General features: G+C 61.9%; 16 protein-coding genes. 5 read left to right on the forward strand and 11 right to left on the reverse strand.

What is annotated here, in order from left to right; genetic code table 11:
- Positions 1–87: 87 nt before the first annotated feature.
- Complete coding sequence (locus tag BN1130_RS04765; protein ID WP_042040634.1) at positions 88–381, reverse strand: hypothetical protein; 294 nt, start codon at positions 379–381, stop codon at positions 88–90.
- A 259-nt stretch (positions 382–640) separates the two neighbouring features.
- The gene (locus tag BN1130_RS04770) at positions 641–1180 is read right to left on the reverse strand and encodes a hypothetical protein (RefSeq protein WP_157013904.1); all 540 of its coding nucleotides are present in this window, start codon (positions 1178–1180) and stop codon (positions 641–643) included.
- Positions 1181–1499: 319 nt separating this feature from the next.
- On the opposite strand from BN1130_RS04770, the gene BN1130_RS04775 reads away from it, so the two are divergent.
- The 3 genes from BN1130_RS04775 to BN1130_RS04785 all read left to right on the forward strand — a co-directional run bounded on the left by BN1130_RS04775 (position 1500) and on the right by BN1130_RS04785 (position 4258).
- Positions 1500–2654, forward strand: a complete 1155-nt coding sequence (locus tag BN1130_RS04775) for a Na/Pi symporter (RefSeq protein WP_042040636.1) — start codon at positions 1500–1502, stop codon at positions 2652–2654.
- Between the two features lie 125 nt (positions 2655–2779).
- Positions 2780–3250, forward strand: coding sequence for an FKBP-type peptidyl-prolyl cis-trans isomerase (locus BN1130_RS04780; RefSeq protein WP_042040639.1), 471 nt, complete (start codon positions 2780–2782; stop codon positions 3248–3250).
- A gap of 249 nt (positions 3251–3499) precedes the next feature.
- A complete protein-coding gene (locus BN1130_RS04785) occupies positions 3500–4258 on the forward strand; it encodes a DODA-type extradiol aromatic ring-opening family dioxygenase (protein ID WP_042040640.1) in 759 nt (252 codons plus the stop codon).
- Positions 4259–4377: 119 nt separating this feature from the next.
- On the opposite strand, the gene BN1130_RS04790 is transcribed toward BN1130_RS04785, so the two are convergent.
- Positions 4378–5310: a Gfo/Idh/MocA family protein gene (locus tag BN1130_RS04790; protein ID WP_042040642.1), complete on the reverse strand. Its 933-nt coding sequence runs from the start codon at positions 5308–5310 to the stop codon at positions 4378–4380.
- A gap of 103 nt (positions 5311–5413) precedes the next feature.
- Between BN1130_RS04790 and BN1130_RS04795 the strand changes: the two genes are divergently transcribed.
- Positions 5414–6025, forward strand: coding sequence for a histidine phosphatase family protein (locus tag BN1130_RS04795; RefSeq protein ID WP_042040644.1), 612 nt, complete (start codon positions 5414–5416; stop codon positions 6023–6025).
- A 130-nt stretch (positions 6026–6155) separates the two neighbouring features.
- On the opposite strand, the gene BN1130_RS04800 is transcribed toward BN1130_RS04795, so the two are convergent.
- From BN1130_RS04800 to BN1130_RS04830, 7 genes are all read right to left on the reverse strand, one after another.
- A complete protein-coding gene (locus BN1130_RS04800) occupies positions 6156–6377 on the reverse strand; it encodes a hypothetical protein (protein ID WP_042040646.1) in 222 nt (73 codons plus the stop codon).
- A 193-nt stretch (positions 6378–6570) separates the two neighbouring features.
- Entirely contained in the window at positions 6571–7863 is a 1293-nt protein-coding gene (gene fabF, locus BN1130_RS04805) for a beta-ketoacyl-ACP synthase II (protein ID WP_042040647.1), read from the reverse strand.
- Positions 7860–8387: a winged helix-turn-helix transcriptional regulator gene (locus BN1130_RS04810; protein ID WP_042040648.1), complete on the reverse strand. Its 528-nt coding sequence runs from the start codon at positions 8385–8387 to the stop codon at positions 7860–7862. The genes fabF and BN1130_RS04810 overlap by 4 nt, the downstream gene beginning before the upstream one ends.
- A 281-nt stretch (positions 8388–8668) precedes the next feature.
- Positions 8669–11068, reverse strand: coding sequence for a YgiQ family radical SAM protein (locus BN1130_RS04815; RefSeq protein ID WP_042040649.1), 2400 nt, complete (start codon positions 11066–11068; stop codon positions 8669–8671).
- A gap of 111 nt (positions 11069–11179) precedes the next feature.
- Positions 11180–11557, reverse strand: a complete 378-nt coding sequence (locus tag BN1130_RS04820) for a hypothetical protein (protein WP_042040651.1) — start codon at positions 11555–11557, stop codon at positions 11180–11182.
- Positions 11558–11643: 86 nt separating this feature from the next.
- Complete coding sequence (locus BN1130_RS04825; protein WP_042040653.1) at positions 11644–14739, reverse strand: efflux RND transporter permease subunit; 3096 nt, start codon at positions 14737–14739, stop codon at positions 11644–11646.
- Complete coding sequence (locus tag BN1130_RS04830) at positions 14739–15788, reverse strand: efflux RND transporter periplasmic adaptor subunit (protein WP_042040654.1); 1050 nt, start codon at positions 15786–15788, stop codon at positions 14739–14741. The genes BN1130_RS04825 and BN1130_RS04830 overlap by 1 nt, the downstream gene beginning before the upstream one ends.
- 190 nt (positions 15789–15978) lie before the next feature.
- Between BN1130_RS04830 and rssA the strand changes: the two genes are divergently transcribed.
- Positions 15979–16881 carry a patatin-like phospholipase RssA gene (gene rssA, locus BN1130_RS04835; RefSeq protein WP_042040655.1) on the forward strand — a complete coding sequence of 301 codons (903 nt, stop codon included), beginning with the start codon at positions 15979–15981 and terminating at the stop codon, positions 16879–16881.
- Positions 16882–16944: 63 nt separating this feature from the next.
- Here the strand turns inward: rssA and BN1130_RS04840 are convergent, their stop codons facing one another.
- The gene (locus tag BN1130_RS04840; protein ID WP_370736600.1) at positions 16945–18300 is read right to left on the reverse strand and encodes a sodium-dependent transporter; all 1356 of its coding nucleotides are present in this window, start codon (positions 18298–18300) and stop codon (positions 16945–16947) included.
- Between the last annotated feature and the right edge of the window lie 15 nt (positions 18301–18315).

Here is an 18315-nt window from a genome sequence, read left to right on the forward strand (position 1 = left end):
CCCCCCAAGTGCCAGATAAGCAAAAGGAGAGTCATGGACTCCCCTTTGTTAGCCGCTCTGGCTGTGATCCCCTGGGCGCGTCGAGCCTTATTTGATCAATGCCTTGGTGGCCGCTTTTGCAGGATCATCGACGGCATTTTCGACCTTGCCCTTAGCATCGCCCACCGAACCCTTGGCGTCGTTCAATGCGCCCTTCTTATCATCCAGGCCGACCGAGTCTTTGGCCGTTTCGGCGGCGGAGCAACGCCCGCCCACCCCGACGGTGGCCTTCATGGCCGCGCCCTTGACCGCTTTCTCAGGGGTACAATCCGGGTTGATGACACCCGCCTGGGCACCCAGGGTGATCAGGCAGAGGGAGAGACAGAGCAGCAGTTTTTTCATGACAGACTCACTTTTGATGGCGAATGAATATCTCCCAGTGTAGGGAGATGTGTGCAAGGAGCAAGACACATCCATTCAGCCCCCTTGAGCGGGTAACTGGCGCCATAGGGTGAGACAGGCCTGGCCAAGAGAGCCTGTGGCCCGAGCAGACCCGGTTCAATGGCCACCACGCCCCCTATCAGGGAGCCAGTCCCACTCTCATCGAGACGTCTTGGGTTGTCGCAACCTGGCGCAGAGTGCTTGCCCCAGCGCGCGGTGCTTAGCGTATCAATCTTCTGGCTGCCGCCCGGCCAGGATTATCCACGGCATTCTCGACTCGCTGCTTGGTGTTGCGCGCCTTGTAATAGGCATCATCCACCCCGGTCGCCTGGGCCGCCTTGCGCTTGGCATAGTCAGCCGGGTCATCCACCGCATTCTCGACTCGCTGCTTGGTATTGCGCGCCTTGTAATAGGCATCATCCACCCCGGTCGCCTGAGCCGCCTTGCGCTTGGCGTAGTCAGCCGGGTCGTCCACCGCATTCTCGACTCGCTGCTTGGTATTGCGCGCCTTGTAATAGGCATCATCCACCCCGGTCGCCTGAGCCGCCTTGCGCTTGGCGTAGTCAGCAGGATTGTCCACGACTTTGTCGACCCGCTGCTTGGCGCTGGCCGCAGAACATCGGCTATTGATACCCGTGGTGCCATTGACGGCCGACCCCACCGCCACCTGTCCGGCACTGCAACCAGAGGGAAGAACGTCAGCCTGAGCAGAGAGGGATACCAGGATCAGGGGAAATAGAGAGAGAGACCAATGCTTCATGACAGACTCGCGATAGCTGAAAAACGACCGCCTAGTCTAACGGCCTGAGCAGGGAGGACAAGTATTAATGACACATCAATCACTTGTGTCGGTCAACGTCTAACGCCAGGCTGCGGCCAAACGCACCCGTTGGCCGAGGTGTCGGCAAGAGGATAGGCAGACCGTTTTTCCTCCCTCTGAAGGTGACAGCGCCACGGTGCGCACGCTGTCATCAAATCATCATCAAAACGTCACTTTGTCATAAAAGTGTCATCAAGCCTTGCTGTAATGCGCCGGTCAAATTCATCAGCAGACGGCCAGCGCCGTCCCAAGAGGCTTTATGCACAACCCTGACTCCTTGCCACAGCAGCACGTCTCCTCCCATCGTGCGCTGTTCCACTGGATAACTGTCATAGCGCTGGTCTACCTGATACTGGTAGCGGTGGGAGCCGTCTCCCACGGCTTCAAATTGTTCTCCGGCGGCGCCGAGGGTGCGGCCGAAATCTTTGCCTTCGCCAACAACCCCTTCGTCGCCCTGCTGCTCGGCATCCTGGCCACGGCCCTGGTGCAATCATCCAGCACCGTGACCTCGGTCATCGTCGGTCTGGTCGCCGGTGGCCTGCCGCTGGCCATGGCCATTCCCATGGTGATGGGTGCCAACCTCGGCACCACCATCACCAACACCATCGTCTCCATGGGTCATATCCGCGACAGAACCGAGTTTCGCCGTGCCTTTGCCGCCGCCACTGTCCATGACTTCTTCAACCTGATGGCCGTGTTCATCTTCCTGCCCCTGGAGCTCGCCTTCGGTGTCTTGCAGCACAGTGCCGAGTTCCTGGCCCATCTGCTGGTCGGATCGAGCGACATGTCGATGAAGGGCATGGACTTCATGAAGCCGCTCACCGCCCCCGCCATGCAGCTCATCGATGCCGCCGTCGCCTTCTTGCCCGGTAAAGGCCCCGCCCTGGCCACCATCGCCATCGGTATCCTGCTGATCCTGGGCTCGGTCACCTATCTGGGCAAGGTGTTGCAAAAGGTGCTGGTCGGTCGCGCCAAGGGGCTGCTGCACAAGGCCCTGGGCCGTGGCCCCCTCACCGGTATCGCCTCGGGCACCCTGGTGACCATCATGGTGCAATCCTCTTCCACCACCACCAGCCTGATGATCCCTCTGGCCGGCGGCGGCGTGTTCACCACTCGCCAGCTCTACCCCTTCACCCTGGGCGCCAACATAGGCACCACCATCACGGCCCTGCTGGCGGCCACCGCCATCGGCGGCAGCGGTGCCGAACTGGCGCTGACCATCGCCCTGGTGCATGTGCTGTTCAACGTCTTCGCCGTGGTGCTCATCTATGGGCTGCCCTTCCTGCGCGAACTGCCCATCCTGGCCGCCGAGTGGCTGGCAAGGGTCGGCAGCGAGAACAAGTTGCTGGCACTGGGTTATGTGGGCGGCCTCTTCTTCGCCCTGCCTGCGCTGATGATGGCCCTGGCAAAATAACCGGCCCCCGGGCTTAACTGAGTCGATTCACTCGGCAAGGAAGGGCGCGATTAGCGCCCTTTTGCTACCCCAGTTCGACCCACTGGGATAAGATATTCATCTCATTGTCTTACAAGGATTTAGTGATGAAATTTGTGCTGATCGCCATCCTGATCGCTCTGGCGGTCTTCTATTTCTACTCAAGCAATAACAACAAGAAGCTGGCCGAGGAGAATATCCGCGCCGGCGATCTCTTCCTCGCCGAGAACAAGGCCAAGCCGGGCATAGTGACCACCGAGTCCGGCCTGCAATATCAAGTACTGGCCGAAGGCGAAGGCGGCATGCACCCCAGCGCCAGCAGCAAGGTCAAGGTGCACTACGAGGGCAAGTTGCTCGATGGCACCGTCTTCGACAGCTCCATCGCCCGTGGCGAGCCCATCGAATTTGGTCTCAATCAGGTGATACCGGGCTGGACCGAAGGGGTACAGCTGATGACGGTCGGCGAGAAGGCCCGCTTCTTCATCCCGTCCAGGTTGGGCTACGGCAACCGCGCCACCGGCAAGATCCTGCCCGGCTCCCTGCTTATCTTCGAAGTGGAGCTGCTCGCCATCGACTGACGCAATTCGGTCAGCCCATGATGAGCGCCGTCATGAGCGCACTGTCAAAGAGGGAGGCATTGCCTCCCTCTTTGTTTGATCTCCCCCCACCACCAGTCAACCTGCCTGCCTGCCCGCCTGCCTGCCTGCCCAAACAATTATCAACCCTGAGTGAAGAGTGATTACACATATAGCCTAATTGTTCACCATAAAAAGGGGGCGGATAATGACCTCATCGCCTGCCAAGGCCCCCTCTGATGGAGCACTAAGATGTCCCCTGTCTGGTTTATCTCCCACGGCGCACCGGATCTGGTGCTGCGCGACGAGCCCGCCACCCGTTTCATGAAGGACCTCAGCCTGGGGCCGCTCAAGGGGCTGGTCGTCATCTCGGCCCACTGGTTCAGCCGCGAGCTGGAGATCAACTCGGCGCACAACCCGGCGCTCATGTATGACTTCCATGGCTTCCCCGATGCCCTCTACCGCGTGCGCTGGCCCGCCAGCAGCCCGGCGTGGTTGCAACAGGCCGTGCAGGAGACCTTGCTGCAAGGAGGACTCACCGCCAAACCAACCCAGCGCGAACTGGATCACGGGGTCTGGTCACCGCTCTCCCTGCTCGATGCCAGCAGCGAGATCCCCCTGGTGCAGATCTCCATCCCGGCGGGCATGAGCCCGGCCGAGTTATGGCGGCTGGGCGAAGCCCTGGCCCCGTTGCGCCAACAGGGCATTGGCATTCTGGCCTCCGGCGCCATCACCCACAATCTGAGGGCGCTCGGCCCCGATGGCTCCCCGCCCCCCGCCTGGGCCCAGGCGTTCGCCCACTGGCTGGAGGAGAAGATGGGCAATCAGGACAAGGCGGCCCTGCTCGATTATCGTGACCAGGCTCCGGGGGCGGTGCAATCCCACCCCCATGACGATCACCTGAGGCCGCTGTTCGTGGCCCTCGGCGCGGCAGGGGCAGACAAACCGGCCCGGCTGCATGATAGCTGGGACTATAGCAGCCTCTATATGGGCAGCTACCGCTTCGGTTAAGCCCACCTCATCCCACGATAAAATCCCCCATAAAAAAGCAGAGGAGCCATGGCTCCTCTGCTTTTTTGCGCTGGTTGTGCCCATAAGCGCCTGATATTGACCGGCAGGCGGGGATCCCGTTAGCGAGACGGCTCGCCCGCCAGCAGTTGCTCCGCCTCGGTTACCAGCTGCTCGGTCAACTGATGACTGCGCAGATAGCTGTCGATCAGGGATTGGTCGGCCCTGCCCCCTGCTATTTGTTCATACCAGTGATCCAGCATGGCGGCAAAGCCACGGCGCACCAGCACCGGTCGCCAGTCATCGATGGCCAGGGTCTGCACCACCTTGTCTCGCGCCAGCGTGCCCTGGGTGCAGTTCTCGACCTGGAGCGACAGATTGTCGCCATAGAGGCTGATGCGCTCCTCCGCGACCCCGGCGCTGCGATTCATGCTGCCACTGACCGCCACCTGCCCGCTTTGCCAGGCGACGCTCACCCCGGCCAGCATGGCCGGGTCCTGCGCGCTGGCTCTAAATACCCGGTGCAGGGCGCCATCCGGCAGGCCGCCATAGTGGCAGAGGCTGTCGAGCACATGGATGAAATCATCGAACAGGAACTGGCGGGGCAGTCCGGGCAAGCCATGGCGGTGCTTTTGCCAATGCAGCTCGGTCACCGGCTGCGCCCGCCCAGCCGACAGCGCGGGCAGGTAGCGGCGATTGAAACCCACAAACAGCGGGCAATCTTGCTGCAACGCAAGCTGGCACAAGGCCTCTACCGCAACGGCACTGTCGCACAGCGGCTTGTCGACGAAGGTGGGAATGCCCGCCAGCAGACTCTTGCGGGCCAGCTCCTGATGCACCGCCGTGGCGGCATGGATCATTACCCCATCGGGGCGGCTCCCCAGCAGCGCATCCACGTCGGTGAAACACTCGGCCACCCGATACTGGCGGGCCAGCTTGTCGAGCACAGATGGATTGCGGGTGCAGAGCACAGGCGTCACCCGCTCATCGCTGGCCAGCAGCGGCAAATAGGCCTTCTGGGCGATATCACCCAACCCAATCATGGCAATACGCATGGTGTTCTCTCTCCCTCAAGACTGCGCCCAGCTTACCCCATCCCCTTGTGAGTTATGAAGGGATGGGCTAGCGTGGACTCCCTTTTTCCAAGCTCCGACCAAGATGACACCGACTCTCTATCTGCTGCGCCACGGCCAGACCCGCTTCAATGCCCAGCAACGACTGCAGGGCCACTGCAACTCCCCCCTCACCCCCTTGGGTGAACAACAAGCCCGCGCCATGGGGGCCACCCTTCGCCAGCAGCTGGACGACCCCGCATCCTGGACCCTCTATGCCAGCCCGCTGGGACGGGCCATGCAGACCGCCCGCCTCATCTGCGACGAACTTGGCATGAGCCATGACAGGATCCGGGTCGATGAGCGGCTCAAGGAGCTGGGCCTCGGGGAGTGGGAGGAGCGTCGCCTGGACGAGATACGCCCCCTCTGTTTTGCCCTGGAAAGCGGCGAGCCGGACTGGTACCTGCAAGCGCCAAAGGGCGAGGGGTTGGCCAGCCTGCAGGGGCGCTGCCACGACTGGCTCCATGACCAGAGTCTGGGTTCCCGGCGCATCGCCGTCGCCCATGGGCTGTCGGGCATCATGCTGCGTGGCCTCTATGCGGGATTGAGCCACGAGGCGCTCTGGCAGCAGGCGCTGCCCCAGGATGCCTTGTTCCGCCTGCAAGGGGGAGAGATCACCCGCATCCCCTGCCAGGCGGCGCTACTGCCCCAGATTTAACGACACAAAGCGGCACGACTTTAACGAAACTAAGCGGTGCTGCTTTACCGAAACAAGCGGCGCTGCTTTAACGAAACAAACCGCGCAAGCGTCAACGTAACAGCGGGCCAAGAGGCCCGCTGTCAGTATGTCAGTTTTTGGACTTGCCCCGCTCATCGACCAGTCTGCCCAGACGGGCACCCAATTCGGAACAGATCACGGCGCTGGCGATGGCAAACACCATCTGGACAGGATCAAACCCCTCCCTCTTCTCAAACAGCAGCGGGGCCAGCAGATTGAAGGCGATGATCCCCAACAGCAGCCCGGTACCACTGCCTATCTTCTCAAGCTTGGATTTGACTCTGACCGTCATCTGACTACTCCTGTGCAGGGGGCAAGCGCCCGCCCTGATGCTTTATCGGGGGTGGCCATCATGCCTCCCCCTTATCCATGGAACCTGGCCGCACAAGATAGCAAAGCCGCCCCCGCCTGACTGCTTTTATCGCCTCTGCCGCCACGCTTTAATGACAGTAAAAAGATGGATTTCCCAGATTTCAGGAGAAGAATCATTCACCAGGGGGGCAGATCCCCTGCCAGCGCTTGAACAGCACGCTGGCATTTACCCCACCAAAGCCAAACCCATTGGAGATGGCGTGCTCGATCCCCATGTCACGGGCCGTGCCCCGCACTATGTCCACGCCGTCGGCGAGCGGGTCGGGTTGCTGCAGGTTGCGGGTGGCAGGCACTCTCTGGTCGCGAATGGCCAAGGCGGTGAAGATGGCCTCTATGCCCCCGGCGGCCCCCAGCAGATGGCCGGTGGCTGACTTGGTGGAGGTCACCGCAATCTGGTTGTCATCGCCAAATACGCGTTTGATGGCGGCCAACTCCCCCCTGTCACCCACCGGAGTCGAGGTGGCATGGGCATTGAGGTGCTGGACATCCGCCGCCTGAATACCGGCCTGAGCCAGGGCCGCCATCATGGCGCGGCGTGCGCCGTCGCCATCTTCGGGACCTGCGGTGAGGTGATAGGCGTCGGCACTGGTGCCATAGCCCACCAGCTCCACTATGGGGGTGGCGCCCCGGGCCAGGGCGTGTTCCAGGGATTCAATCACCAGGATCCCGGCCCCTTCGCCCATGACAAACCCATCGCGGTCGACATCGAACGGACGGGAGGCCGCTTCGGGATCATCGGCATAGGCGGACGACAGCGCGCGAGCCGCGGCAAACCCGCCCAGACTGACGCGGTCTATGGTGGCCTCGGCCCCGCCACAGATGGCGATATCAGCCTCACCGCAGCGAATGAGCCGGGCGGCGTCGCCAATGGCCTGCACCCCTGCGGCGCAGGCCGTGACCGGCGCCCCGAGCGGCCCTTTGAAGCCGAAGTTGATGGAGACATGGCCCGCCGCCATGTTGACCAGGAAGGAGGGGATGGTGAAGGGGGATAGGCGGCGCGGTCCCCGTTCATCCGTGGTACGCACGGCCTCGACGATGGCGGGGAAGCCGCCGATGCCCGAGGCGATGATGGTGGCGGTGCGCTCCTGCTCCGCCGCCGTCTTGGGGGCCCAGTTGGCTTGCAACAGGGCCTCCTTGGCCGCGGCAATGGCAAACAGGATGAAGCGATCCATCTTCTTCTGCTCCTTGGTCGATACCACGGCATCGGGGTCAAATCCTGCCAGGGGATCTTCGGCCAAGGAGGGCACCATGGCGCCCACCTTGGCGGCCAGCCCCTCGGTGAAGGCCTCCGGCAGGCGGCGCAAGCCGGACTGGCCCGCCAGCAGCCGCTGCCACACGGTTTCCACCCCATATCCAAGCGGGGTCACCGCTCCCATTCCTGTCACCACGATACGAGTTGAGCTCATGATTCTGATTCCTGTTTTGAAGGGTTATCGCCACTCATCACGCCATTGGCATGGCGCAGACGCTGCTTCATGCCATCACTGGCGGCCGGTCCCGGCACCAGGGTGTGGCGTGAGGGTGAAATGGCCTGACCCGTGCGCCTGTCCACCAGCATGGGCTCGGCCAGCTCGCCCGTCAGAACATCCTTCAGCTGGATACTCGCCCCCTCTGGCGCGAAATGGGTATTACCCCAAGCAAGTAGTGCCATCAGTACCGATCTGAGATCCTGACCGCGAGGGGTGAGCAGATATTGATAGCGAGGGGGACGCTCTGAGTAACACCGCTTCTCCATCAGGCCCCCCTCAACCAGGGCGGTCAGGCGACGAGTAAGTATGTTGGGGGCGACGCCAAGACTTTTCTGAAACTCATCGAAGCGAGAGAGACCATGCATGGCATCACGGATAATCAACAGACTCCACCACTCCCCGACATGTTCCAAGCTGCGAGCTATGGGACACTGTTGTTCACTCAAACTCTTTCTACGCATCCAAGACCACCTGGTTACTTTCAATATAAAAGTAACCTTATGGCACCTACTTTTATTATGCAAGTTACTTCTGTTATCACTGAGCACTCTTCGCCGCTTCATTAGGCGATGGCTTTACCAAGCGCTTTTGCTTTGGCAAGCCAGTCCAATTAGGTGGCCCTGCAAGCGCCCCTCTCCTCCCACTTCACCCTTCCACAGCTTGTTGGCGCCGACAAGCCAATGAAAAAAGGCGACCATCTGGTCGCCTTTCTGTTTTCTATCGCTTTCCAAATCAGGAAATATCAGCGAGCCGGTCGCTTGGTGCCGTTGCCTTTTGCAGCAGGCTTGCCGCCCTGAGCGGCGGGTTTGGCAGAGCCCGCGCGGCTCGGTGCCTTGCCATTATGAGCAGGTTTACCCTGCCCGGCTGGTTTGCCCTGACCTGTACCTTGCGCCGCGGGCTTGCCGTTGCCAGCCCCTTTGCTGAGCTGGGAGCCTACAGGCTTGCCATTGCCCGCCTTGCCGCCATTTCTGCTGGCCGCCGGGGCATTACCTGCACCAGCCTCGCTGCGGGCGGCCTTGTTACCCGCCCCATTGCCCCGCTGATGGGTGATGGCGCTGTGGCGGGTCAGGGCCGGTTTCAGCCCCTTGTTGAGACTGCGCTCGGCTTTGACCTCGCCGCGTCCTTCCGGCGGCACCAGGCAGCTAGGGCCGTTGCCTATCAGGTGGCCCTTGCCCATCTCCAGCAGGGCTTCGCGGATCATGGGCCAGCCGGCCGGATCGTGATAGCGCAGCAGCGCCTTGTGCAGGCGACGACGACGCTCGCCCTTGACCACGAACACGTCCTCACTCTGGCGGCTGATCTTGCCGAGGGGGTTTTTCTCGGTGTAATACATGGTGGTGGCGTTGGCGAGGGGCGACGGGTAGAAGTTCTGCACCTGATCGAGCTTGAAGCGGTTCTCCTTGATCCAGAGCGCCATGTTCACCATGTCTTCATCCGTGGTGCCCGGGTGGGCCGAGATGAAGTAGGGGATCAGGTACTGCTCCTTGCCCGCCTCTTTGGAGTACTTGTCGAACAGCTCCTTGAACTGGTAGTAGCTGCCCATGCCCGGCTTCATCATCTTGGAGAGCGGCCCCTCCTCGGTGTGCTCGGGGGCAATCTTCAGGTAGCCACCGACGTGGTGTTTGGCCAGCTCGCGGATGTAGCGCGGATCTTCCACGGCGATGTCGTAACGCACCCCGGAGGCGATCAGGATTTTCTTGATCCCCTTGATGTCACGCGCCTTGCGGTAGAGATCGATGGTCGGGGTGTGGTCGGTATCCATGTGCGGGCAGATGGTCGGCCAGACGCAGGAGGCGCGGCGGCAGGTCTGCTCGGCCTTGGGACTCTTGCAACGCAACTTGTACATGTTGGCGGTGGGGCCGCCAAGATCCGAGATGACGCCGGTGAAGCCCGGCACCTTGTCGCGGATCTCTTCAATTTCTTTCAAGATCGACTCTTCCGAGCGGCTCTGAATGATGCGCCCCTCGTGCTCGGTGATCGAGCAGAAGGAGCAACCACCGAAGCAGCCGCGCATGATGTTGACCGAGGTCTTGATCATCTCGTAGGCCGGGATCTTCTCTTTGCCATAGGCCGGGTGCGGCACCCGCTGATAAGGCAGGCCGAACACCCCATCCATCTCGTCGGTTTCCAGCGGGAAGGCGGGCGGGTTGACCCAGATGATGCGATCGCCGTGGGATTGGGCGAGCGCCCGGGCGCAGCCGGGGTTGGTCTCGTGGTGCAGGATGCGCGACGCATGGGCGTAGAGCACCTTGTCTTCCTTCACTCGCTCGAAGGCCGGCAGCTTGACGTAGGTCTTCTCCCAGGGCTTCTGCTTCGGCGGCTGCACCAGCACGGGCTTGGCCTCCTGCTCCATAGGAGCCGTGCCCTCGTCATCGCTGCAGGGCGCCCCTTCCATATAGGGGTTCATGATGGGATCGATGCGGCCGATACGGTCCAGCTTGCTGGAATCCACCCCGCGCCACTCGGGCAGCGGCTCCTTGCGGATCACGGCGGTGCCGCGAATGTCCTGCATGGTGGCGATGGTCTCTCCCGCCGCCAGACGGTGGGCCACTTCGATAAGCGGTCGCTCGGCGTTGCCGTAGATGAGGATGTCGGCCTTGGCATCGAGCAAAATGGAGCGACGTATGGTCTCGGACCAGTAGTCGTAGTGGGCTATACGGCGTAAGGACGCCTCGATGCCGCCGATGACCACGGGGACCTCCTTGAAGGCCTCCTTGCAGCGCTGGGTATAGACCAGAGTTGCCCGATCCGGCCGCTTGCCACCCACATCCCCCGGGGTGTAGGCATCATCGTGACGCAGCTTCTTGTCGGAGGTGTAGCGGTTGATCATCGAGTCCATGTTGCCCGCCGTCACCCCGAAGAAGATGTTCGGCTTGCCCAGGCGCATGAAGTCTTCCTTCGATGACCAGTCCGGCTGGGCGATGATGCCAACCCGAAAACCCTGGGATTCGAGCATGCGGCCGATGACTGCCATGCCGAAGCTGGGGTGATCCACATAGGCATCCCCCGTGACCAGGATGATGTCGCAACTGTCCCAGCCGAGTTTATCCATCTCCGCCCGGGACATGGGCAGGAAGGGGGCGGTGCCGTAGCACTCTGCCCAGTAACGGGGATAGGAAAACAAGTTGGTAACCGGCTGCATTTTGAACACCTGGAACAATTCGGGTCGCGCATTATACCGGCAGAGCCCAGCGGGGGCGATGGCTTTTTATCCCTGTTAAGGCAAGGGATAAGGCCATCACGGAGGATGGCCTTAGAGGGGACGCAAGGCTGGGGCGCGGCGGCGCCAGAATCTGTGCTGATGGCGCAGCCAGAGCTGATAACCGCCGAGCAACAACCAGAACAGCGCAGGCAGCAGGAACAGGGGGTGGGTCGCCTCGCGCAGCATCAGCAACCCCAGCAGGATCATGACGAAGGGGCGGCTCTCGTAGAGCCAGAGCGGCCACGCTTGCTTGCGCCTGCCATGGCTGCGTGGCTGGCTGAGTTGATACCAGACCAGACCGCCAATGAGATAGACGGACAGGCCGGCAAGCAGCAGCCTCCCCGGTTCGCTCACCCCCACTAGCAGGAGTCCGCAACACAGGCAGAGCAGAGGCGCTGCTTCACGACGTGACAAGATCAAGATGGGCATCTCCGGTAGACCATGAACTCAATATAGTCAACGGCTAGCGGTGTTGCGTCATCGGGTTCCCGGCTCGCACCATATGGTGGGCCTCGTCATACTCGGGGCGCGGTGCCGATGGCCTCATCCACTTGCAAACTGCGCTGACCGGTCATGCCGGCCCGCTTGGCGAGCAGGTGATAACAGGCGGGGATCAGCAGCAGGGTCACCAGGGTCGCCAAGGAGAGTCCGAAGAAGACCACAGTCCCCACCGTCATCCGGCTCTCATAGCCCGCCCCCATGGAGAGCATCAGCGGCACGGCCCCCATCACGGCGGTGAGCGAGGTCATCAGAATAGGCCGCAACCGGCGCACGGCCCCGGCAATGATGGCCGCCTCGAAGGCTTCACCACGCTGGCGCAGCTGGTTGATGAACTCCACGATCAGGATGCCGTTCTTGGTCACCATGCCGATCAGCATGATCAGGCCAATCTGGCTGTAGATGTTCATCTCCTGCCCCGTCAGCCAGAGGCCGAGCAGGCCGCCGAAGATGCCAAGCGGCACCGTCATCATCACCACGGCCGGGGTGATCAGGCTCTCGAACTGGGCCACCAGCACCAGATAGACCACCAGCAGCGCCAGACCGAACACCAACGCCATCTCTCCCTGGTTATCGCGATAATCTTTCGAGTCTCCGGCGTAATCTACCGTCATGCCCGCTGGCAGATTGTCGTTGGCCCAGCCATCGAGCATATCCAGGGCCTCGCCCAGGGTGTGGCCCGGCGCCAGGTCAGCAGTCAGGGTCACCGCCTTCTGGCGCTGATAGTGGTTGAGCCGGTTTGGACTGGCCACCTGCTTGAAACTGGCCAGGGTCGAGAGGCTCACCATCTCGCCGGTGGCGGCCTTGAGATAGATGCGGCTGAGATCCGAGGCGCCATTGAGCTTGGTCTGATCGGCGCGCAGATAGACGTCATACTCCTCGCCCCTGTCCACATAGGTGGTCTTGGTACTGCCGCCGAGCAGGGTCTGCAGGCTGTTGGCCACCGTCGACACCGGGATCCCCAGTTCGCTGGCCCTGTCGCGGTCTATGGTCACCCGCAGCTCGGGGGTCTTCTCGGCGTAATCGAGATCCGGGTTGGTCATCAGGCCGCTCTGCTGAGCCAGCGCCTTGAGCTGATTACCCACCTGGTTGAGCTCGCCAAAATCCCCCCCCTGCAACACGAACTGCACCGGGGCGGTCGAGCCGCGCCTGAAACCGGGCTGGAAGGGTCTGATGGTCACATCCGGGATATCGGAGAGCAGGGTCGCCAGCTCCTTGGTGAAGGCGGTGGCATTCTGGTCCCGCTTGGCCCAATCGGTGAGCTGAATGATGGTCATGCCGGTCTGATCGCCTCCCCGCCCGAAGGCCGGGGTGCTGAAACTCATGGCCTGCACCACCCCCTGGCCGAGCAGGGGCATGATGGCGGCTTCGACCTGTTGCATATTGCGTTTCATCCGCTCGATGCTGGTGCCCTCTGCCCCCTTGACGAACACATAGACCACCCCTCTGTCTTCGGTCGGGGTCAGGTTGGCGGGCAGCAGCTTGATGAGACCGACACTGCCGACCAGACAGAGCAGCAACATCAGCAGGGCCCAGCCGGAGCGGGGCAACAGCCAGCCGAGCAGGCGGCGATAGTGCTCTTCAACCTTGCCCAAACCGCGATCCAGGGCCGCGGTCAGCGGGTTGGAGGTCTCCTTGGCCCGCATCAGCCAGGAGCCCATGGCGGGGGTCAGGGTCAGGGCGACCAGGGAGGAGCAGATCACCGCCAGGGAGAGCAAGATGGCAAACTCGGTAAAGAGTCTGCCCACCATGCCATCCATGAAGGCGATGGGCACAAACACCATCACCAGCACGGCGGTGGTGGCTACCACGGCAAAGCCCACCTCGCGGGTACCGTGCCAGGCCGCCAATAACGGCGGCTCGCCCCGTTGCAGATGGTGGTGAATGTTCTCCACCACCACGATGGCGTCATCCACCACCAGGCCGATGGCGAGGATGAGCGCCAACAACGTGATGAGATTGATGGAGAAACCGAGATACCAGGCGCCGATAAAGGCGGAGACGAGCGACACGGGCACAGTGATGGCCGGGATCAGCGTCGTGCGCCCCTGCCCCAGGAAGAGATAGAGCACGGCCACCACCAGCACGGCGCTGATGGCGAGGGTGTGGTAGACCTCGTCGATGGACTGCTTGATGAAGATGGTGGAGTCATAATCGACCTCCAGGCTGGCCCCTTCCGGCAAGAAGCGCTGCATCTGGGTCATCTTCTGGGAGATACCCTCGGCCACCGCCAGCGGATTGGCCGTGGACTGGGGGATGATGCCTATCCCCAGGCTCTCCTTGCCATTGCGCTGGTAGGCGCTGTCTTCGTTCTTGGCCCCCACGTCCACGTCGGCAATATCGGCAAGATAGACCGGCTGACCATTGGCGGCCGTGGTGATCTGCAAACGACGAAAATCGGCGGCCGTGTTGTAGAGCCGCTCTATCTGCACCGCCACCGTCATGCTGTTGTTGCGGATCTCGCCGCCGGGCAGCTCTATGTTCTCCCGGGTCAGGGCGTCCTCAACGTCAGTGACGCTGATACCGCGCGCGGCCATGTCCACCGGGCGCAGTCGCACATACATGACCCGCTCCAGATCTCCCGACAGCATCACCTCGCTCACCCCGTCCACCAGGCTCAGGGGATCCACCAACACCCGGTTGGCATAATCCGTCATGGCGGTTCTGTCCATCTGGCTGCTGCTGAAGTTGAGCCAGATGGCGACATCGCCATTGCCGCTGTCCTTGGTGATCAGGGGTTCATCCACATCATCGGGCAGCTTGGTGCGCGCGCGGGAGATGGCATCGCGCACATCCGATACCCCCTCGACCATGTTCCAGCCGAGCTTGAACTCCACCGTGATGCTGGAGCGCCCCTTGCGGGTCGAGGAGTTGATGTTCTCTATGCCGCTGATCCCCGAGAGCTGGTCCTCGATGGGCTTGGTGACCTGAGTCTCCATCACCTCGGGGGCCGCCCCCTCATAGGTCGTGGTGATGGAGACCGACGGCGTCTGCACATCGGGCATCTCGCGCACCGTCAATTTACTGAACGCGACCAGGCCAAATACCGTGAGCAGGGCACTGATCACCACCGCCACCAAGGGGCGGCGTACTGATATATCGGAGAGCCACATCAGCCGTTCACCTTCGCCAAGTCCTTGACCAGCAAGCCATCCCGCAGGTTGACCAGCCCCTCCACCACGATGCGGTCCCCCGCCTTGAGCCCCTCAGTCACCCAGACTTGCTCCCCTTGGGTTTCACCCAGGATCACCGGCAGGCGCTTGACCCGGCCATCGGCCTCGAGGCGATAGACGAAGCGCTGCTCACCGAGATACTCCACCGACTGGGCCGGGATCAGCGTCATCTGCTGGGCGGGCAACGCCAGGGAGACGCTGAGCAGCATGCCGGGGCGCAGCTGACCGGTGTCGTTGGGGAAAATGACCCTGGCCTTGATGTTCTGGCTACTGTCGGAAACCCGGCTATCGACCGTCTCCAGGGTGCCGCGGAACCCTTGATCCGGCCAGGCGGAGCTGGTCGCGGTGACCGTCATGCCGGGGCGCAGCAAGGAGAGATAACGCTCGGGCACGGCCAAATCCAGACGCAGCTTGGCAAGCTCGTCCAGATGCAGCAGGCTGTCGCCATTGCTGACCAGGGCCCCTTCGCTGAGATCGATCAGGCTGACGGTGCCATTGAAGGGCGCGCGCAGCTCACGCAGGCTCAGCTCATAGCGAGCCGCCGCCAACCTGGCCTGGGCCATGGCGACGGTGGCCTCCTGGCCCTCGAGTTCGGAGCTGGTCACGGCGCCACGGGCCACCAGACGCTTCATGTCGCGCAGCTTGCGCTCCTCGTCGCGAACACTCGCCCCCTGCTCGGCCAGTTCGGCCTGCTGTTTGCCGATATCGAGCTGGATCAGCAGATCCCCGGCCTTCACCTGCTGACCAGAATGGACCGCGATGCGGACGATGCGCCCCGTCACTTCCGGGCTCACCACCACGGCGCGGTTGGCGACCAGCTTGCCGACCAGCTTGAGCATGGGTTCGGTCAGGGTCTGACTGACGGTCTGGGTTCGAATATTGACAGGGTGAGGCGCGCCCTTGGCAACAGGCGCGCCAGAGCGGTAATACCAGGCCCCGATAACCAGCAGGGTGAGCACCGTGAGAAACAGCCAGCTACGCATTTTCATTGATGGATCCAGCAAACAAGGGTATGAATTTCACAATAGAGGGCCATTCTAGCCCCAGTTCTTGCCGTGACTATGTATAAGTGTGACAAAAGGTAACAGGCGCAGCACAAGCATTAACCGCCCCGCCTCCCGAATGCACCTCTTGCCCGGTCCCTCATGCGGCAATTCACCATCATCAAGGAGTAACACAGTGGCACGAAGACCCAGACTGGGACTCGCCCTTGGCAGCGGCGCCGCCAAAGGCTGGTCGCACATAGGTATAATACGGGGCCTGGAGCGGCTTGGGGTCAAACCCGATCTGGTGGCCGGTTGTTCCATTGGCAGCTTCGTCGGTGCCGCCTACGCGGCAGGTGCCCTCGACAACCTGGAGGAGTGGGTGCGTGGCTTTACCCGGTTGCAGGTGGTCAGCATGCTGGATCCCGCCCTCTCTGGCGGCCTGTTTCGCGGCGAGAAGGTGTTTGGCATCGCCGGTGGCCACCTGGGGGAGCCCAACATAGAAGACCTGCCCATGCCATTTTCCTGCATCGCCACCGAACTCGATACCGGCCGCGAGATCTGGCTCAAAGAGGGGCCCTTGCGCCAGTGTGTACGCGCCTCCTGTGGCATGCCAGGCCTGCTGACGCCAACCTTGCTCAATGAGCAGTGGCTGGTCGATGGCGCCGTGGTCAATCCCGTGCCCATCTCGCTGGCCCGCGCCATGGGGGCCGAGGTGGTGATCGCCGTCAACCTCAACACCGATCTGCACCAGCCCTGGAGTCATGAGCCGGATGAGGTGGTCGAGCCCCAGAGCGGACTGTTCGGTCAGTGGTTCAACCGGGGTGGCAACGGCAACCCGACGCCGCCCGGTATGTGGAATGTGATGAGCAGCACCCTCAATATCATGCAGGAGCGGATCACCCGGGCGCGCATGGCGGGGGATCCGCCGGAGATCCAGCTCTGCCCCCGCCTTGGCAATCTCTCCATCATGGATTTTCACCGGGCAGGAGAAGCCATTGAGGAAGGCGAGGCCTGCGTCGAGCGTAACGCCCATCAGCTCAAAGAGGAGCTGACCCGGCTCGGCCTGCTCGCTACCGCCCCCGAGCCCTCGCTCTAAGCCCGCATCCCCGCTAAATAGAAAGAGCGCCCCGAGGCGCTCTTTTCACGGCGGCCTCCCGGCCTAGAAGAGCCCCAATCCTTTGAGCATGACGATCAGGATCAAGAGGGGCGACACATAACGCACCACGAAAAACAGGGGTTTGAGGATCCTTAAGTGCAGGGTCCCGCCATTGGTCAACGCCTCCTTCATCCGCTCGAATCCCCATACCCAGCCCACGAACAGGCAGAGCAGAATGCCACCGAGCGGCATCAACACATTGGAGGAGATAAAGTCGAACAGATCGAAGAAGTTCTTGCCCGCCACAGTCACCCCGGCCAGGGTGCTGTTGGAGAGCGCACAGCTCGACCCAATCAAGGCCAGGAGCAGCAGATTGATGAGGGTGGCTCTGGGGCGGCTCAGGCCAAATCGCTCCGACAACACGGAGACCGGCACCTCCAGGATGGAGAGCATGGCCCCGGTGGCCGCGATGGCACTGAGTACGAAGAAGAGCACCATGAATACCTGACCAAAGGGGATGCTGGCAAACACCGCAGGGATGGTAATGAACAGCAGAGCGGGACCTGCACTTGGCTCAAATCCAAAGGCAAATACCGCCGGGAAGATGGCTATCCCCGCCAGCATGGAGACGAAGAGATCGGCGCACATCACTCGACATGCCGTCGCAGGTATGTGCTGATCGTCCCGAAAATAGCTGCCGTAAGTCATCATGCAGCCCATGCCAATGGATAGCTTGAAAAACGCCAAGCCCATGGCGGTGAGCACCACCCCGGCACTTAATTTGGAAAAATCCGGTGAAAACAAGAAAATCAATCCCTCCCTCGCCCCGGGCAGCGTCAGGCTGCGAGCCCCTATCACCAGCAACAGGATGAATAACAGCGGCATCAACTTCTTGGTCACCGCCTCTATGCCCCTTGAGACCCCCATCAGCAATATGCCCCCCATCAGCGCCAATACCAGCCACTGCCAGAGCAGGCTCTGCAACGGATCCCTGATGAGTGCATTGAAGGCGGCCCCCGTCACGGCAGGATCCGTAGAGAGGATGGTGCCGCCAATCCCCTTGAAGATATAGGCAAACACCCAGGCCGCGACCTCGGAGTAAAAAGACATGATAAGGAAGGCGGCCCCCACCCCCATCAGGGCAACCAGCCACCAGGCCTGTCCCTTGGGTGCCAGCTTGATCAGGGTGCTGACCGCATCGGCTTTTCCCCTGCGACCCAGCATCATCTCGGTGATCATCACCGGCAAACCGACCAGCAAGGTGGCAATCAGGTAGACCAGCAGGAAACTGGCCCCACCATTTTCCCCCGTTAGGTAGGGAAATTTCCAGATATTGCCAAGGCCGACCGCCGAACCCAGCGTCGCGGCCAGCACGCCAAACTTGCTGGTAAAGCCATCTCGAACCTGAGTGCTTGTCATGCTCATCTCTCACCC

Source organism: Aeromonas rivuli, from assembly GCF_000820045.1.
GTDB classification, from domain to species: domain Bacteria; phylum Pseudomonadota; class Gammaproteobacteria; order Enterobacterales; family Aeromonadaceae; genus Aeromonas; species Aeromonas rivuli.

Coding starts and splice junctions, on each gene's coding strand:
- BN1130_RS04765 (WP_042040634.1), bottom strand. CDS start 381: ATGAAAAAACTGCTGCTCTGTCTCTCCCTCTGCCTGATCACCCTGGGT.
- BN1130_RS04770 (WP_157013904.1), bottom strand. CDS start 1,180: ATGAAGCATTGGTCTCTCTCTCTATTTCCCCTGATCCTGGTATCCCTC.
- BN1130_RS04775 (WP_042040636.1), top strand. CDS start 1,500: ATGCACAACCCTGACTCCTTGCCACAGCAGCACGTCTCCTCCCATCGT.
- BN1130_RS04780 (WP_042040639.1), top strand. CDS start 2,780: ATGAAATTTGTGCTGATCGCCATCCTGATCGCTCTGGCGGTCTTCTAT.
- BN1130_RS04785 (WP_042040640.1), top strand. CDS start 3,500: ATGTCCCCTGTCTGGTTTATCTCCCACGGCGCACCGGATCTGGTGCTG.
- BN1130_RS04790 (WP_042040642.1), bottom strand. CDS start 5,310: ATGCGTATTGCCATGATTGGGTTGGGTGATATCGCCCAGAAGGCCTAT.
- BN1130_RS04795 (WP_042040644.1), top strand. CDS start 5,414: ATGACACCGACTCTCTATCTGCTGCGCCACGGCCAGACCCGCTTCAAT.
- BN1130_RS04800 (WP_042040646.1), bottom strand. CDS start 6,377: ATGACGGTCAGAGTCAAATCCAAGCTTGAGAAGATAGGCAGTGGTACC.
- fabF (WP_042040647.1), bottom strand. CDS start 7,863: ATGAGCTCAACTCGTATCGTGGTGACAGGAATGGGAGCGGTGACCCCG.
- BN1130_RS04810 (WP_042040648.1), bottom strand. CDS start 8,387: ATGCGTAGAAAGAGTTTGAGTGAACAACAGTGTCCCATAGCTCGCAGC.
- BN1130_RS04815 (WP_042040649.1), bottom strand. CDS start 11,068: ATGCAGCCGGTTACCAACTTGTTTTCCTATCCCCGTTACTGGGCAGAG.
- BN1130_RS04820 (WP_042040651.1), bottom strand. CDS start 11,557: ATGCCCATCTTGATCTTGTCACGTCGTGAAGCAGCGCCTCTGCTCTGC.
- BN1130_RS04825 (WP_042040653.1), bottom strand. CDS start 14,739: ATGTGGCTCTCCGATATATCAGTACGCCGCCCCTTGGTGGCGGTGGTG.
- BN1130_RS04830 (WP_042040654.1), bottom strand. CDS start 15,788: ATGAAAATGCGTAGCTGGCTGTTTCTCACGGTGCTCACCCTGCTGGTT.
- BN1130_RS04840 (WP_370736600.1), bottom strand. CDS start 18,300: ATGACAAGCACTCAGGTTCGAGATGGCTTTACCAGCAAGTTTGGCGTG.